This is a genomic window from Micromonospora sicca (genome assembly GCF_003172935.1).
Lineage (GTDB): Bacteria > Actinomycetota > Actinomycetes > Mycobacteriales > Micromonosporaceae > Micromonospora > Micromonospora sicca.
This window is the reverse complement of the sequence record NZ_QGKS01000059.1, coordinates 1-15136: the sequence shown is the minus strand read 5'-3', so window position 1 is coordinate 15136 and position 15136 is coordinate 1. Positions and strand designations below refer to the sequence as shown.

The 15136-nt window shown below is 74.3% G+C and carries 13 protein-coding genes; 7 read left to right on the top strand and 6 right to left on the bottom strand.

The genetic code is table 11. The features are described 5' to 3' along the window. Positions 1-48: 48 nt before the first annotated feature. The 3 genes from DKT69_RS01255 to DKT69_RS01250 all read left to right on the top strand — a co-directional run bounded on the left by DKT69_RS01255 (position 49) and on the right by DKT69_RS01250 (position 2627). Positions 49-1101, top strand: a complete 1053-nt coding sequence (locus DKT69_RS01255; RefSeq protein WP_109799767.1) for a fatty acid desaturase family protein — start codon at positions 49-51, stop codon at positions 1099-1101. Between the two features lie 87 nt (positions 1102-1188). Then, on the top strand, positions 1189-1482 hold the full coding sequence (locus DKT69_RS38800; protein WP_201749429.1) for a 4a-hydroxytetrahydrobiopterin dehydratase: 294 nt from the start codon (positions 1189-1191) through the stop codon (positions 1480-1482). Further along, positions 1479-2627 (top strand): FHA domain-containing protein, encoded by a 1149-nt coding sequence (locus DKT69_RS01250; protein ID WP_201749428.1) that lies wholly within the window; start codon positions 1479-1481, stop codon positions 2625-2627. Before DKT69_RS38800 ends, DKT69_RS01250 begins: the two co-directional genes overlap by 4 nt. A gap of 55 nt (positions 2628-2682) precedes the next feature. Here DKT69_RS01250 and rocD read toward each other — a convergent pair whose 3' ends face one another. From rocD to DKT69_RS01235, 3 genes are all read right to left on the bottom strand, one after another. Beyond that, positions 2683-3897 carry an ornithine--oxo-acid transaminase gene (gene rocD, locus DKT69_RS01245; protein ID WP_201749430.1) on the bottom strand — a complete coding sequence of 405 codons (1215 nt, stop codon included), beginning with the start codon at positions 3895-3897 and terminating at the stop codon, positions 2683-2685. Continuing rightward, complete coding sequence (gene ddaH, locus DKT69_RS01240; protein WP_201749427.1) at positions 3897-4712, bottom strand: dimethylargininase; 816 nt, start codon at positions 4710-4712, stop codon at positions 3897-3899. Before ddaH ends, rocD begins: the two co-directional genes overlap by 1 nt. A gap of 301 nt (positions 4713-5013) precedes the next feature. Then, positions 5014-5685, bottom strand: coding sequence for a DMT family transporter (locus DKT69_RS01235; RefSeq protein WP_109799765.1), 672 nt, complete (start codon positions 5683-5685; stop codon positions 5014-5016). A gap of 327 nt (positions 5686-6012) precedes the next feature. Between DKT69_RS01235 and DKT69_RS01230 the strand changes: the two genes are divergently transcribed. Next, positions 6013-6822 carry an Fpg/Nei family DNA glycosylase gene (locus DKT69_RS01230; RefSeq protein ID WP_109799769.1) on the top strand — a complete coding sequence of 270 codons (810 nt, stop codon included), beginning with the start codon at positions 6013-6015 and terminating at the stop codon, positions 6820-6822. A gap of 147 nt (positions 6823-6969) precedes the next feature. On the opposite strand, the gene DKT69_RS01225 is transcribed toward DKT69_RS01230, so the two are convergent. The 3 genes from DKT69_RS01225 to DKT69_RS01215 all read right to left on the bottom strand — a co-directional run bounded on the left by DKT69_RS01225 (position 6970) and on the right by DKT69_RS01215 (position 9810). Further along, positions 6970-7149, bottom strand: a complete 180-nt coding sequence (locus DKT69_RS01225; protein WP_236647246.1) for a hypothetical protein — start codon at positions 7147-7149, stop codon at positions 6970-6972. A 63-nt stretch (positions 7150-7212) separates the two neighbouring features. Beyond that, positions 7213-8592 carry an FAD-dependent oxidoreductase gene (locus DKT69_RS01220; protein WP_109799764.1) on the bottom strand — a complete coding sequence of 460 codons (1380 nt, stop codon included), beginning with the start codon at positions 8590-8592 and terminating at the stop codon, positions 7213-7215. Between the two features lie 69 nt (positions 8593-8661). Next, positions 8662-9810, bottom strand: coding sequence for a carboxylate-amine ligase (locus tag DKT69_RS01215; protein WP_109799763.1), 1149 nt, complete (start codon positions 9808-9810; stop codon positions 8662-8664). A 187-nt stretch (positions 9811-9997) separates the two neighbouring features. On the opposite strand from DKT69_RS01215, the gene lysX reads away from it, so the two are divergent. The 3 genes from lysX to DKT69_RS01200 all read left to right on the top strand — a co-directional run bounded on the left by lysX (position 9998) and on the right by DKT69_RS01200 (position 14863). Then, positions 9998-13333 carry a bifunctional lysylphosphatidylglycerol synthetase/lysine--tRNA ligase LysX gene (lysX, locus tag DKT69_RS01210; RefSeq protein WP_236647245.1) on the top strand — a complete coding sequence of 1112 codons (3336 nt, stop codon included), beginning with the start codon at positions 9998-10000 and terminating at the stop codon, positions 13331-13333. Continuing rightward, entirely contained in the window at positions 13330-14025 is a 696-nt protein-coding gene (locus DKT69_RS01205) for a DUF998 domain-containing protein (RefSeq protein WP_161557745.1), read from the top strand. Before lysX ends, DKT69_RS01205 begins: the two co-directional genes overlap by 4 nt. 94 nt (positions 14026-14119) lie before the next feature. After that, positions 14120-14863 (top strand): YidC/Oxa1 family membrane protein insertase, encoded by a 744-nt coding sequence (locus tag DKT69_RS01200; RefSeq protein WP_109799761.1) that lies wholly within the window; start codon positions 14120-14122, stop codon positions 14861-14863. Positions 14864-15136 lie beyond the last annotated feature (273 nt).

Here is a 15136-nt window from a genome sequence, read left to right as displayed (position 1 = left end):
CGGCCGCGCCACCGGGCGTGGCACACGACCGAGGAACGGGGAGCGCAGATGACCACTCCGACGCTGACAGAACCACCGGCACGGCGGGGCAGTGACTACGCAGGGTTGTCCCGGCGGGTCGCCGAGGCCGGCCTCCTCGCCCGTCGCCCGGGCGGGTACGCGGTGCGAATCGCGCTCACTCTCGGTGGTTTTCTGGCCGGCTGGGCGGTGCTGATCGCGGTCGGCGACTCCTGGGCTCAGCTGCTGGTCGCGGTCGGGATGGCGGTGGCCACCACCCAGGTGGCGTTCCTCGGTCACGACGCGGGGCACCGGCAGATGTTCCGCCGGCGCGGCCACAGCGAGGCGGCCGGGCTGATCGCCGGGAACCTCGCCGTCGGGACCAGCTACGGCTGGTGGGTCGACAAGCACAACCGGCACCACGCCAACCCCAACCACGAGGACGAGGACCCGGACGTCGGGGCGGGCGCCCTGGTCTGGACGTACGAGCAGGCGGCGGCGACCCGCGGTTTCGGCCGCTGGCTGGCCGCCCGGCAGGCGTGGTTCTTCTTCCCGATGCTGCTGCTCGAGGGGCTGTGGCTGCACGTGGCGAGCGTCCGGGCGCTGGCCGGCCGGGAGCCGGGCGGGCGGTGGACCACCCCGATCCGGCACCGGGCGGTCGAGGCGCTTCTGCTCGGCGCGCACGCGGTCGGCTACCTCGGGCTGCTCTTCGCCGTCATGTCGCCGGGGAAGGCGCTGCTCTTCGTCGCCGTGCACCAGGGTCTCTGGGGGCTCTACATGGGCTGCGCGTTCGCCCCCAACCACAAGGGCATGCCGATGCCGTCCGCCGACGACGACCTCGACTTCCTGCGCAAGCAGGTGCTGACCTCGCGCAACGTGCGGGGCGGCCGGTTCGTGGACGTGGCGCTCGGCGCGCTGAACTACCAGATCGAGCACCACCTCTTCCCGAACATGCCCCGGGCCAACCTGCGGCGGGCGCGGCCGATCGTCCGGGCGTACTGCGCCGAGCAGGGCATCGCGTACGCGGAGACCGGGCTGGTCGAGTCGTACCGGCAGGCGATGGCCCACCTGCACGAGGTCGGCCGCGCGCTGCGCGAGCGGTGACCCGTCCGCCGGCCCCCGCCCTGCTCAACCACGTGCCGGGCGGTGGCGGGGCGGGGTGGCGGACGGGCCTCCCGGTAGGGTCGACGCATGGCAGACCTGCTCACCGCCGAGGCGGTACGAGACGAGCTGGGCGGGCTGGCGGACTGGTCGGGTGACCCGGCCGGGATCAGCCGTACCGTCGAGCTGGGCAGTTTCCCGGCGGCCATCGCGGTGGTCGACCGGGTCGCCGCGGCGGCCGAGGAACTCGACCACCATCCCGACATCGACATCCGATGGCGGACCCTGACCTTCCGTTGCGTCACGCACTCGGCCGGTGGGGTGACCCACCGTGATTTCGCGTTGGCCCGGCGGATCGACGACATCGTCCGGAGCGCCCGATGAGATTCGAGATCAGCAAGGTGCTGGACGCCATCGAGGGTCGGGTCTGCACCGACCCGTCGCTGGCCCGCGCCGTGGTGGACCTGGCCGAGGTGATCCGCTGGCAGGACCTCGACGGCGGCCGCCCGGCCAGCCTGCTCCGGCTCGGCATGGTGATCGACGCCCTGGCCCGGCAGCTGGAGGAGGACAGCGTCCCGGTCTACGCGATCGTGCACCGGGCCCTGCTCTCCGACGCCGACCTGACCTCCAACGAGCGGATGGTGGTCCGCCGCTGGGCCGACGACGGCCTGGTGGAGGTGCTGGACAATCCGGGCGACCGGATGCTGGAGGTCGCCGACCTGCTCGGGCTGCCGGTGCTCAGCCGGGTCCGCTTCGACGGGCTGGGCGGCCGGTGGCCGTGGCTCGGGCAGGCCGGGCGGGTGCTCGCCCCGGTGCCCGGCGCGGGCGGGCCCGTCTTCATCGCGCACGTCGGGGGCGGCCAGAGCCCGGCCACCGGTACCCGGTCGTCGGCGGGCGCGAAGCTGCTCGCCCGGCAGTGGCGCTGCCCCGAGCCGGGCTGCGCGCTCTTCGGCGGTGGCGGGGGCGGCGGCGCGTTCGCCGACCTGGCCCGGGTGGACCGCGCCCCGGCCGGGCAGCCGCCACCCGCGCTCCGAAACGGCGTGCCGACCTGCCCCCGGCACGGCGCCCGGCTCGGTGACGCCGGGCCGCGGCCGCGTACGGAGGTGCTGGCGGTCCGGATCGGCGGGCTGGTCCGCCGCCGGTTCGTGCTCACCGAGACCCAACCGGTGCTGGTCGGGCGGGCCCCGGAGCAGTCGACCGGGATCACGCTCGGCCAGTGGCTCAACGACGAGTCGCGGCGCTGGGTCAGCCGCAACCACGTCCGCTTCGAGCTGCGCGTCGGCGAGGTGATCGTGACCGACACCAGCACCAACGGCTCGGGCATCCGCCCGGCCGGCTCGATGGCCGAGCCGGACCGGCTCCCGCTCGCCCCGCAGCAGTCCCGGGTGCTGGGCGAGGGGGACATCGTCGAGCTCTATCCCGGCGTGCAGATCGGCCGCGCCGACGAGCTGCCCAGCGGCGCGCCCTTCACCCCCACCTCGGTGATGGCCGAGGCCCCCACCATGGCCATGCGCCTGCCCCGCCCCTGACGACGGAGAAGGGCGCCGGGACCGTTTGGTCCCGGCGCCCTTTCGCGTACGGGTCTCAGCCCTCCAGGATGGCGGCGAGCTGGGCCACGGCGTGGTCGATCTCCTCCTCGGTGATGACCAGCGGCGGGGCGAGGCGGATGGTCGAGCCGTGGGTGTCCTTGGCCAGGACGCCCCGCTCCATCAGCCGCTCGCAGGCCTGCCGGCCGGTCATCAGCGCCGGGTCGATGTCCAGGCCGGCCCAGAGGCCGCGGCCCCGGACGGCGAGCAGGCCCTTGCCGACCAGCGCCTGGAGACCGGCGTGCAGCCGCTCGCCCAGCTCGGCCGAGCGCCGCTGGAACTCGCCGGTGGCCAGCAGCCGGACCACCTCGGTGGCGACCGCGCAGGCCAGCGGGTTGCCGCCGAAGGTCGAGCCGTGCTGGCCCGGCTTCAGCACCCCGAGCACGTCGGCGTTCGCGGCGACCGCCGAGACCGGCACGATGCCGCCGCCGAGCGCCTTGCCCAGCAGGTACATGTCCGGCACGACGCCCTCGTGCTCGCAGGCGAAGGTGGCGCCGGTCCGGCCCAGGCCGGACTGGATCTCGTCGGCGATGAAGAGCACGTTGTTCTCGGTGCAGACCCGGCGCACGCCCGGCAGGTAGCCCGCCGGCGGCACCACGACGCCCTGCTCGCCCTGGATCGGCTCGAGCAGCACCGCGACGGTGTTCTCGTCGATCGCGGCGGCCAGCGCGTCCAGGTCGCCGTAGGGGACCACGGTGAAGCCCGGGGTGTACGGCCCGAAGTCGGCGCGCGCGTCCTCGTCGGTGGAGAAGCTGACGATGGTGGTGGTCCGGCCGTGGAAGTTGCCCTCGGCCACCACGATGTTCGCCTGGCCCGGGGTGACGCCCTTGACCTGGTAGCCCCACTTGCGGGCCACCTTGATGCCGGTCTCCACCGCCTCGGCGCCGGTGTTCATCGGCAGGACCAGGTCCTTGCCGCACAGCTCGGCCAGCTCCTTGCAGAAGTCGGCGAACTGGTCGTGGATGAACGCCCGGCTGGTCAGGGTGAGCCGGTCGAGCTGCGCGTGCGCGGCCTCGATCAGCTTCGGGTGCCGGTGGCCGAAGTTCAACGCGGAGTAGCCGGCCAGGCAGTCCAGGTAGCGGCGGCCGTCCACGTCGGTCAGCCAGGCGCCCTCGGCGGAGGAGACCACCACCGGCAGCGGGTGGTAGTTGTGCGCCGTCCAGCGCTCCGCGTCCCGGACCGCACCCGGCGTCCGCAGCATGTCGTCGACGATCACTTGATTGCCTTTCCCTGACGGAGTCGCAACGTGCAGCACTTGGGTCCGCCGCCGGCCTTGCGCAGCTCGGACAGGTCGATCCCGATGGTCTCGTAACCCCGGTCGCGCAGCTTGGCGGCCAGGTCGGTGGCCTGCGCGGGCAGCACCACGTGCCGGCCGTCGCTGACCGCGTTCAGTCCCAGCACCTCGGCGTCGGCCATGGTGGCGTGGATCGCGTCCGGGAAGAGCCGGCGCAGCACCGCCTGGCTGCCGGGCGAGAACGCCTCCGGCAGGTACGCCACGGTCCGCTCGTCCAGCACGGTCAGCGCGGTGTCCAGGTGGTAGAAGCGCGGGTCCACCAGCTGCATGGTGATCACCGGGTAGCCGAAGACCTCCTGCAGCTGCGCGTGCGAGGCGTGCGCGGTGCGGAAGCCGGTGCCGGCCAGCAGGTGGTCGCCGACCAGCAGGACGTCGCCCTCGCCCTCGTTGACGTGCTTCGGGTCGTACATCTCGAAGCCGGCGGCCTCGAACCAGGCGCGGTAGGCGGGGGCCTCGTCGGCGCGCTGCGGGTCGCGGAACTGCACCGCCATCGCCTTGCCGTCGATCACCGTGCCGCCGTTGGCGGCGAAGACCATGTCCGGCAGGCCGGCGACCGGGTCGACCAGCTCGACCTCGTGGCCCAGGTCCAGGTACGTCTGCCGGAGCTGCTCCCACTGCCGGATCGCCAGCCCGGCGTCGACGGGGGCGGTCGGGTCCATCCACGGGTTGATCGCGTAGTCGACGGCGAAGTACGTCGGCCGGCACATCAGAAAACGCTGCCTGGTGGCGTCCATCGTCATTGTCCTGCTCCCAGCGGTCGGGCGCGCCCGGCCACCGTGGCCCACGGGCTGGCGCCGTTGGTCAACGGTATGCGGCCCGGGCCGACGACAACCACCGCCGGAAGTTGCGTTGGCCGCCGGATCGTTGCGTCTGGGGCTGAGGAGTCGACGATTCGTTGCGTCGGGCCGGTAGCCGGGTCTGAACACGCTTCGGGGGCGGCGAATCGCCGCCCCCGAAGGAGGTTGTGCCCGGCTGGTGAACCACCAGAGCTGGTCGGGCGTGCCGGCGCACCGCCGGCGGGCCGGAAGGTGCCCGTCAGAAGAGACCGGCAAACTGTGAGTCGAGCCACTCCCGGAACCGGCCGACCCAGTCGCCGTCAGTGGTCGGCCAGTCGAACTGGCCGGTCAGCGACACCACGCCGAGCACCACGGCGGCGAGACCGACCAGGATGCCGATCAGCGCGTCGGTCTTGCCGGCGATGTGCCGGCGGCGAGTGGCGATCAGACCCAGCACGGCGAGGACCGCGCCGACCGCGCCCAGCCCGGTGCCGTACCCGGCGAGGGCGCCGGTGAGCACGAAGAGCGCGCCGACCACCGAGACGATCAGGCCGAGGGTGGCCAGCAGGCTGGCCCGGGGCTTCGGGCCGACGGCGACCCGCTCGGCGCGGCCGTCGAGGTCGGCGTGCTCCCCGTCCACCGGCACCGGCCGCGGCACCGACCGGCCGCGCTCCAGGTCGACGGTCCGCTCCTGGACCGGGTCCGGCGTCACGCCGCCGGCCTGCGGGGTCTCCGTGGCCACCGGCCGTACGGTGGCGGCCCGCGCGGTCGCCGCCCGGTCGGCCGCCCGGCGCTCCGCGTCGGAGTCGCGGCCGTCGCCGGTGGCGGTGCTCCGGTACGTGGCCCCGTCGCCGTCCCGTCCGTCGACGCGCCCGTCGCCGTTCACGTCCTCGTTCTGCGCCGGTTCCTTCCGGCGCGACAGAATGTTCACTTCACACCTCCTGGTCAAGGGCGTGGAGGCCGGCGGAAGCGCAGTGGCAGCCACGCGTGACGAAACAGGATTTACCCAGCAGTGTCATCCACCACACCCGTCCCGGACCCGCCGCGGTCGGATCGGCTCTCCGGCGCGGCCACGAGGAGCCCGGCCTCGCCGGTGGAAGTGTGGTGCGGTGGCGCTACGAACCTGATGACGTGAACGAATCACCGGGCGCATCGCTGGGCCGGTCCGCTGATTCGTTCACGACATCAGCTCCAGAGGAGCTTCGCGGGTTGCTGCCGGGTGGCCTACGGCGACATCGGTCCGGCTACCGTTGCCGACGTGCCAGAGGGACACACCATCCACCGCCTGGCGGCCCGGCACGCCGAACTCTTCGTCGGCGACAAGGTGCAGGCCGCCAGCCCGCAGGGCCGCTTCGCCGAGGGCGCGGCCCGGCTCAGCGGCACCGTCCTGGACGGCACCGAGGCGTACGGCAAGCACCTGCTGCACCACTACGCCGGCGAGCTGACCCTGCACGTCCACCTCGGGCTGTACGGCAGGTTCGCCGACGGCCCCGGCGAGCCACCGCCGCCCGTCGGCCAGGTGCGGCTGCGGTTGACCAGCGACCGGCACTGGCTCGACCTGCGCGGGCCGACCGCCTGCGAGCTGCTCACCCCGCCCGAGGTGGCGGCACTGCGCGACCGGCTCGGCCCGGACCCGCTGCGCGCCGACGCCGACCCGGACCGGGCGTACGCCCGGATCTCCCGCAGCCCGACGCCGCTCGCGGCGCTGCTGCTCGACCAGTCGGTGGTGGCCGGCACCGGGTTGATCTTCGTGACCGAGGCGCTGTTCCGGGCCGGGCTGCCGCCCACCCTGCCCGGCCGGGAGCTGACCCCGGCCGGCTGGCGGGAACTCTGGGCCGACCTGGTCGCGCTGATGACCCTGGCCGTGGAGGCGGGCCGGATCGACACCGTGCGCGACGCCCACCTGCCCGAGGTGATGGGCCGCGCCGCCCGCGTCGACCGGCACGGCGGCGAGGTGTACGTCTACCGCCGCCCCGGCGCGCCCTGCCACGTCTGCGGCACCGAGGTCAGCCGGGGCGCGCTGGCCGGCCGCAACCTCTACTGGTGCGCCACCTGCCAGGCCCGCTGAGCTCGCACCGCCGCACTCTTCGCCGCGGGGGCCGGCGACCCGGCTCGGCCCCGCTCACTCGTCGCCGAGCAGCCAGCGGACCACCTCGACCTGGTGACCGTGCGGCGAGGGGACCCGGCGGAGGGCCGGCGGTCGGGGACCGGCCGGTCAGCGGAGCCGGCGGATGTCCCCGTGCGTCCGGTAGAAGCCGCCGCGGCCGGACTCCCGGACCTCGGTGACCAGGTAGCGCGCGCCCGGCTCGCGGATGCCCTTCGGGAACTGCACCGACCAGTCGCGCCGGTAGCCGGTGGAGAGCCCCTGGGATGCGCACGGCGCCGGAACCGGCACTGCGACAGCGCGGACACGCTGACCGCGGCCCCCGACAAGGATCGGGTGTCGAGTGTGGGCGGGTCAGCGGCCGGCGCCGGCGAGGGCGTCGACGGCCTTGCGGGCCGCGATCAGCACCGGATCCCAGACCGGCGCGTACGGCGGGGCGTAGCCCAGGTCCAGCGCCGTCATGTCGTCCACGGTCATGCTGTTCCACAGCGCCACGGCCAGCGTGTCGATCCGTTTCGCCGCCTCGGACCAGCCGACGATCTGCGCCCCGAGGAGCCGGCCGCTGGGCCGCTCGGCGATCAGCTTGACGGTCATCCGCCGGGCGCCCGGGTAGTAGCCGGCCCGGTTGGTCGACTCCGCCACCACCGACACGAAGTCGAAGCCGGCCGCGCGGGCGTCCCGCTCCCGCAGCCCGGTACGCCCCACCTCCAGGTCGCAGACCTTGGTCACCGCCGTGCCGATCACGCCGGGGAAGGTGGCGTACCCGCCGCCGATGTTGATGCCGGCCACCCGGCCCTGCTTGTTGGCGTGGGTGCCGAGCGGGACGTGCACCGGCATCCCGCTGATCCGGTGCAGGGTCTCCACGCAGTCCCCGGCGGCCCAGACGCCCGGCACCCCGGGCACCCGCATCCGCCGGTCCGTGCGGAGCCCGCCGGTCGGCCCGAGCGGCAGGCCGGCGGCCTCCGCCAGGGCGGTGTTGGGGCGTACGCCGAGACCCAGGATCACGACGTCGGCCGGCATCGGTCCCTCGGCGGTGACCACGGTGGCGATCCGCCCGTCCCGCTCCTCCAGCCCGGTCACCGACAGGCCGGTACGGATCTGGATGCCGATCCCCTTCAGGGCGTCGGCGACCAGTTCTCCCATGTCCCCGTCCACGGTGGACATCGGCTGGTCGGACTGCTCGACCAGGTCGACGGTGAGCCCCCGCTGGATCAGCGCCTCGGCCATCTCGACGCCGATGTAGCCGCCGCCGATCACCACCGCCCGCCGGGGCCGGGGCTCCCGTTCCAGCCAGTCGAGCAGCGCCGCCCCGTCGTCGAGGGTCTGCACACCGAACACCCCGGCGGCGTCGGTCCGGGCCCACGGGGGCTGCACCGGGACCGCGCCGGTGGCGTACACCAGGGTGTCGAAGCCCTCCCGGACCTCCCGGCCGTCCGCCAGGTCCCGGGCGACCACCTCGCGGCGTTCCACGTCGATGCCGGTCACCTCGTGCCGGATCCGGATGTCGATGTCGAACGACTCCCGGAAGGTGGCCGGGTCGCGGGCGATGAGCTGCTCCCGGTCGGGCACCACCCCGCTGACCCAGTAGGGGATGCCGCACGCGGAGTACGAGGTGAAGTTTCCCCGCTCGAAGGCGACGATCTCCAGGTCGTCGCGGTCGCGGCGACGCCGGGCCTGGGACGCGGCGGCCATCCCGGCCGCGTCCCCGCCGACGACGATCAGCCGTTCCGCCACGGGATCAATCCTGTCACGCGGGGAGCGCCCGCGGGCCCGCCCCGCGCGCCCCGGCCGGGGCCGCGCCGGTCAGCCCCGGGTCTGCCGGGCCACGTCCTCGACCACGTCGACCATCCGACCGGTACGGGCGAAGACGGCGCGTTGCCGGGCGGCTCCGCTGCCGTGCCGGCGCAGCCCGCCCAGCAGGTCGGTCACCTGGTCGAGGTCGCCGTGCTTCGCCAGCTCCGGCCGGACCCGGTCGACCAGCTTCTCCAGCAGTGCCCACGCCGGGCGCAGCTCGCCGTCGGTCAGGTCGACGCCGTCGCCCTCCAGCCCGTCGTGCGCGGCCCGCCAGTGCGCGGCGACGAGCAGGTGATGGTCGGTCCGGATCGCCGGCCGCCCCTCGGCGATGTCGGTCATCGCGGTCGCCACCAGGGCCCGCACCAGGGCGGCGACCAGCACGGCGTCGTCCACAGACGGGCAGACATCGCCGATCCGGATCTCCACCGTCGGGTACTTCGCGGACAGCCGGGCGTACCAGTAGAGCATCCCCTCGTCGAGCATCACCCCGCTGCCGATGAGCTGCCGGATCAGCCGCTGGTAGTGCTCATGGGACGTCAGGAAGGGGGTGGGCGCCACCGACGGCCAGCGTTCCCACTCCACCGACCGCCAGCTCGCGTAGCCGGTGTCCTCCCCCTTGACGAACGGCGAGTTGGCGGTCACCGCGTGCAGGATCGGCAGCCAGGGGCGGACGTGGTTGAGCACCTGCACGCCGGTGTCCGGGTCGGGGATGCCGACGTGCACGTGCATCCCGTTGTTGCCCGGGCCGGGCACCAGCAGCCGGAACCGCTCGATCATGCGGTCGAACCGGGGCTTGTCGACGACCGGCGGCACCGGGCCGTCCACCGGGCCGGTGCCGATGGCGAGCACCCGTACGCCGGCCCGCTCGGCGGCGTCGGCCAGCGCGGCGCGCAGCACCCCGAGCGAGTGCCGGATGGACGAGAGTTCCAGCCCGGGCGGGGTGCCGGTCTCGATCTGGCTGGTCTGGAACTCCCGCTCGACCTGGCCGCGCAGCTCGGCCGGCACCTGTTCCATGACCAGGTCGACGGCCGGCACCGCCGCGCCGGTGTGCGGGTCGACGAGCAGGAACTCCTCCTCGACGCCGACGGTGAACAGGTCGGTGCCGCCCGCGGCGGTCTTCCGTTCCCGCTCGGCCACTGACCCGCTCATCGCCCTCACCGCACCTTTCGCGCCGGCCGCGGCGTCGCGCCGCGGCGTCGACGGCCCACTACCCACCGTGTCGGCGCGGGGAAACGCGGCCCGGCGTGTCGGTCCGGACCCGGTGCTTCCGCGACGGGTCCGTCGGCGGGCGTGGCTACGATGAGGCCGGTCGACGCCGGGCGTCACCGGCGCGAGGGAGGCCACGTTGACCCGGAGCACCGCGTCGCGGACGGTGACCGACCCGCGGCGCGCCGACCGGGGCTGGCGAGGCCAGGTGCCCCGGGCCTTCGCCACGCTGCTCTGGGTGATCGCGGTGGTCTGCGCGCTGGCCGCGCTGAGCAGCGCCGCCCGCTCCGACATCCAGCCGGTCCGTACCGCGATCGACGCCCTGCTGCTGCCCGCGCCGGCGAACCTGGCGTACGCGGTCTTCCTCGGCACCCTCGCCTCGGCGGTGCTGCGCCGCAAGCGGCTGGCGTACTGGGTGCTGGTCGGCTACTTCATCCTCAGCCTGGCCGTCGGCGTGCTGGCCGGCGTGCTGCTGCTGGCGGTGGGCAGCAACGACCTCACCGACGACGCCGGGGAGCGGCTGTTCAGCTCGCTGGAGACGGTCGGGGTGTGGGTCGGCATCGCCTTCGCCGCCGGGGCGTCGGCCCTGCTGCTGGCCGCCCGGCGCGAGTTCTACGCCCGGGTGCGCAGCGGCAGCACCCGCCGTGCCCTGGGGGTCTTCCTCGGGCTGGCGGCGGTCGCCGTCGGGCTCGGGTACCTGCTGCTCCTGGTCGAGCCGGGCAGCCTGCGGACCTGGGTGGACCGGCTCGGCTACGCCATCGAGAAGGTGTTCGGTGGCGCGATCACCCTGGACGTCACCCGGCAGGGGCAGGCGCCCGGCTGGGTCAACCTGCTGCTCGGCGGCTTCGGCGCGGTCGCCTTCGTGGCCGGCCTGTTCACCCTGCTCCGGTCGCAGCGGGCCGCCGCCGTGCTGCACGCCGATGAGGAGGAGCGGATCCGGGAGCTGCTGGCCCGGCACGGCGAGCGGGACTCGCTCGGCTACTTCGCCACCCGCCGGGACAAGGCGGCGATCTTCTCCGCCAGCGGCAAGGCGGCGATCACCTACCGGGTGGTCAACGGGGTCAGCCTGGCCAGCGGTGACCCGGTGGGGGACCCCGAGGCGTGGGGGCCGGCCATCGAGGCGTGGCTCGACCAGGCCCGCGCGTACGCCTGGACCCCGGCGGTGATGGGCACCAGCGAGGCGGGCGCCAAGGCGTACCACCGGCACGGGCTGAAGGTGCTGCACCTGGGGGACGAGGCGATCCTGCTGGCCCGCGACTTCGACCTGGACGGGCGGGACATGCGCCCGGTCCGCCAGGCCGTGCACCGGGTGGAGCGGGCCGGCTACACGGCCCGGGTGCGCCGGCACGCGGAGATCCCGCCGGCGGAGCTCGCCGGGCTGGCCAGGCTGGCCACCGCCTGGCGGGACACCGCACACGAGCGGGGCTTCTCGATGGCGCTGGGCCGGCTCGGCGACCCGGCCGACGGCGACTGCGTGCTGGTCGAGGCGCGGGACGCGGCCGGCCGGGTGCGGGCGCTGCTGTCGCTGAGCCCGTGGGGCGCCGACGGGCTGTCGCTGGACCTGATGCGCCGGGACCGGTCCGCCGAGAACGGGGTCACGGAGTTCATGGTGGCGACGCTGATGGGCGCGGCGCCCCGGCTCGGCGTCGATCGGGTGTCGCTGAACTTCGCGGTCTTCCGGTCGGTCTTCGAGCAGGGGGCCAGGATCGGCGCCGGCCCGGTCATCCGGCTCTGGCGGCACACGCTGCTCTTCTTCTCCCGCTGGTGGCAGCTGGAGTCGCTCTACCTCTCCAACGCCAGGTACCAGCCGCACTGGACCCCGCGCTACCTGTGCTTCGCCGAGCGCCGGGAGCTCGCCCGGGTGGGTCTCGCCGCGGCAGTCGCCGAGGGCTTCGTCGCCCTGCCGGGCGGGCGACCCACCCCGCTGCACGGGGTGCCGCCGACCGGCGGCGGGGTGGGCTACGTGCCGCCGGCCGCCGCGACGGTCCGGGCCGTGCCGCCGGAGCCGGCCGCGGTGCGCCGTCCGGAGCAGATCCGGGTACGCCTGGCGAAGCTGGACCGGCTGCGCGCCGAGGGCGTCGACCCGTACCCGGTGGGCTTCCCGCGGACGCAGAGCTGCGCCGAGGTGCGCCGACGGCACGCCGGCCTGGCCCCGGACACCGGCACCGGGGAGATCGTGTCGGTGGCCGGCCGGGTGCTGCTGGTCCGCGACCACGGGCACGTCTGCTTCGTGACGGTCCGGGACGGCAGCGGCGACCTGCAACTGATGCTGGAGCAGGACCTGGACCGCTGGCGGGCCACCGTGGACATCGGCGACCACGTGGGCGCCACCGGCGAGGTGTACGCGACGAAGCACGGCGAGGTGTCGGTGCGGGTGGCCGACTGGGCGTTGACCGCCAAGTGCCTGCGTCCACTGCCGGACAAGCACCACGGGCTGGCCGACCCGGAGGCCCGGGTCCGGCAGCGCTACCTCGACCTCGCCATCAACCCGGCGGCGCGCGACCTGCTGCGGGCCCGCGGCGCCGCCCTGCACAGCCTGCGGCGGTCGCTGGCCGACCGGGACTTCCTCGAGGTGGAGACGCCGATCCTGCAGCGGGTGCACGGCGGCGCCAACGCCCGCCCGTTCCTCACCCACAGCAACGCGTACGACCTGCGGCTGAGCCTGCGCATCGCCCCGGAGCTGTACCTGAAGCGGCTGGCCGTGGGCGGGGTGGAGCGGGTGTACGAGCTGGGCCGGGCGTTCCGCAACGAGGGCGTGGACCACAGCCACAATCCGGAGTTCACGGTGCTGGAGGCGTACCAGGCGTACGCCGACTACCACGTGATGCGCGAGCTGGCCCGGGAGCTGATCGTCGCCGCGGCGGTCGCGGTGCACGGGTCGCCGGTGGTGCGCCGCCCCGGGACGGACGAGTGCGTGGACGTCGGCGGCGAGTGGCCGGTGCGTACGGTCAACGAGGCGGTCTCCGCGGCGCTCGGCGAGGAGGTCACCGCCGACACCGACGTGGCCGCCCTGCGCAAGCTCTGCGACGCCGCCGGGGTCGCGTACGACCCGCGCGGGGAGCGCGGCGCGGTGCTGCTGGAGCTGTACGAGCGGCTGGTCGAGGCGCGCACCGAGGCGCCGACGTTCTACCTGGACTTCCCGACCGACGTCTCGCCGTTGACTCGGCAGCACCGGGACGACCCGCGGCTGGCGGAGCGGTGGGACCTGGTGGCGTTCGGGTTGGAGCTGGGCACCGCGTACTCGGAGCTGGTCGACCCGACGGAGCAGCGGCGCCGGCTCACCGCGCAGTCGTTGCGGGCGGCCGGCGGCGACCCGGAGGCGATGGAGCTGGACGAGGACTTCCTCACCGCGCTGGAGTACGCCATGCCGCCCACCGGCGGGCTCGGCCTGGGCGTGGACCGGCTGGTGATGCTGCTGACCGGCCGGTCGATCCGGGAGACCCTGCCCTTCCCGCTGGTCCGCGAGTCATCGTGAGCCGCGGCCCGACCCGGTTGTCGCCGGGGCTGGCGCTCGGGCTGGCCGGGGTCCTCTACTCGTCGTGGCTGATCGGGCCGCTGCTGAACCCGGCGTTCGGCCTCCTCGACGGGTACGCCAGCGAGCTGGCCGCCCGGGACCAGCCGTACCACCTGGTCTTCGGCCTGGGTGACCTGGTCGTCGGCGCGCTGGCCTCGGCGACCGGGGTGGTGCTGGCCCGGCGGGCCCGGGGCTGGCCGCGGTGGGCCTGGTGGGGGCTGGTCGCCTTCGGCGTGGCCACCGCCCTGGACGGCACGGTGAGTTCGATGGACTGCGCCCCGACGGCGGACGCGCGGTGCGCCCGGTTGGCGGAGCTGGGCGCGGTGTCCTGGCGGCACCAGGGGCACTCGGTGAGCTCGTCGGTGGCCGTCGCCGGCGGGCTGGTCTCACTGGTGGCGCTGCTGGTGGCGCTGCGCGGCCGTCGCGTGCCGTTCCGGTGGGGGTTGCCGGTGGCCACGGTGCTGCTGGTCGGCACGGCCGGCACCCTGGTCGAGCTGGCCCACCCGGACGCGGCGCTGGGCGCCTGGCAGCGGGTCCAACTGCTCGGCCTGTCCGGCTGGCTGGTGTACGCCGGCGTCGTCGCGGCCCGCACCGACCCGGGACCGGAGGCTGGAGTCCTCAATGTCGGCGCCCGGCGTGACACCGGGTCCTAGGCTGGCGGCGTGCCGGGGTTGCCGATGGCGGTGGCGGGGGCGTGAGCGTACGCGCCGTCCCCGCGGGACCTCCGGAATCGGACCGAGGGGTTCCATGCTCGCCTTCGCACCACTGCACGCCGCGGCGTCCGTCGCCGCCACCGTCGTCACCTGGCTCGCCGACACGCTCGAACCGCTGACCGGCGGCGCGGCCACGGCCGCCGCGATCGTCCTGTTCACCATCGGCGTCCGCCTGCTCATCTCGCCGCTCACCCTGGCGCAGGTCCGCGGGGAGCGGCGCCGCGCGGCGCTCGCCCCCGAGGTCCGCGACCTCCAGCGCCGGTACGCCGACGACCCCACCAAGCTGCAGAGCGAGTTGTTCGCGTTGTACCGGCGGGCCGGCGCCAATCCGGTCGCCGGCTGCCTCCCGGCGCTGCTCCAGGCGCCGTTCTTCCTGGTCATGTACCGCCTCTTCGCTACCGGTGACGGCAGCCCTGCGCTGCTCGACGAGCGGCTGGCCGGGGTGCCGCTGGGCTGGCACCTCGGCGACGGGCTGACCGGGCCGGTGGTCGCCGTCTTCGGGGTGCTGCTGGCGGCGCTGCTCGTGTCGGCCTGGTACTCGTCGCGGCGGGCCCGTCGGGCGGCCGCCACCACCGGCACTGTCGCCGGCACGCCCACCGAGGGGCCGGGCGCGGCGACGCTGGGCCGGCTGCTGCCGCTGCTGCCGTACACCACGGTGCTGGTGGCGTTGGTGGTGCCGCTGGCGGCGGTGCTCTACCTGGTCACCACGACCGGGTGGACCGCGCTGGAGCAGGTGGTGCTGCGTCGCCCGCAGCCGGCGGACACCGCCGGACGCTGAACTTCGTCAACCGGTTCACACCTTCCGTCGCTGAGGCGTCGGCCAGGGGTCCCCTTCCGTCGCCTCCGGGCCTGGGAGGGGACCCCTCCGCAAACTCCTCTGGACAGAAACAGTTAACAGTCTTAATAATATCGCTGACGTTGATGCCCGTGGATGCCCGTTCGGGTGTGGAGGGTCGCATGAAACGGTCCGCACCTTGTCTCCTATACACATCTCCGAGCCCACGAGACGCGTAGTAAGCTCGTATGCCGTCTTCCGCTTGAAAAAAAAAAA

What these genes read in the sequence shown, in the direction of transcription:
- DKT69_RS01255 (WP_109799767.1), top strand. Translation starts at nt 49, where the DNA reads ATGACCACTCCGACGCTGACAGAACCACCGGCACGGCGGGGCAGTGAC.
- DKT69_RS38800 (WP_201749429.1), top strand. Translation starts at nt 1,189, where the DNA reads ATGGCAGACCTGCTCACCGCCGAGGCGGTACGAGACGAGCTGGGCGGG.
- DKT69_RS01250 (WP_201749428.1), top strand. Translation starts at nt 1,479, where the DNA reads ATGAGATTCGAGATCAGCAAGGTGCTGGACGCCATCGAGGGTCGGGTC.
- ddaH (WP_201749427.1), bottom strand. Translation starts at nt 4,712, where the DNA reads ATGGACGCCACCAGGCAGCGTTTTCTGATGTGCCGGCCGACGTACTTC.
- DKT69_RS01200 (WP_109799761.1), top strand. Translation starts at nt 14,120, where the DNA reads ATGCTCGCCTTCGCACCACTGCACGCCGCGGCGTCCGTCGCCGCCACC.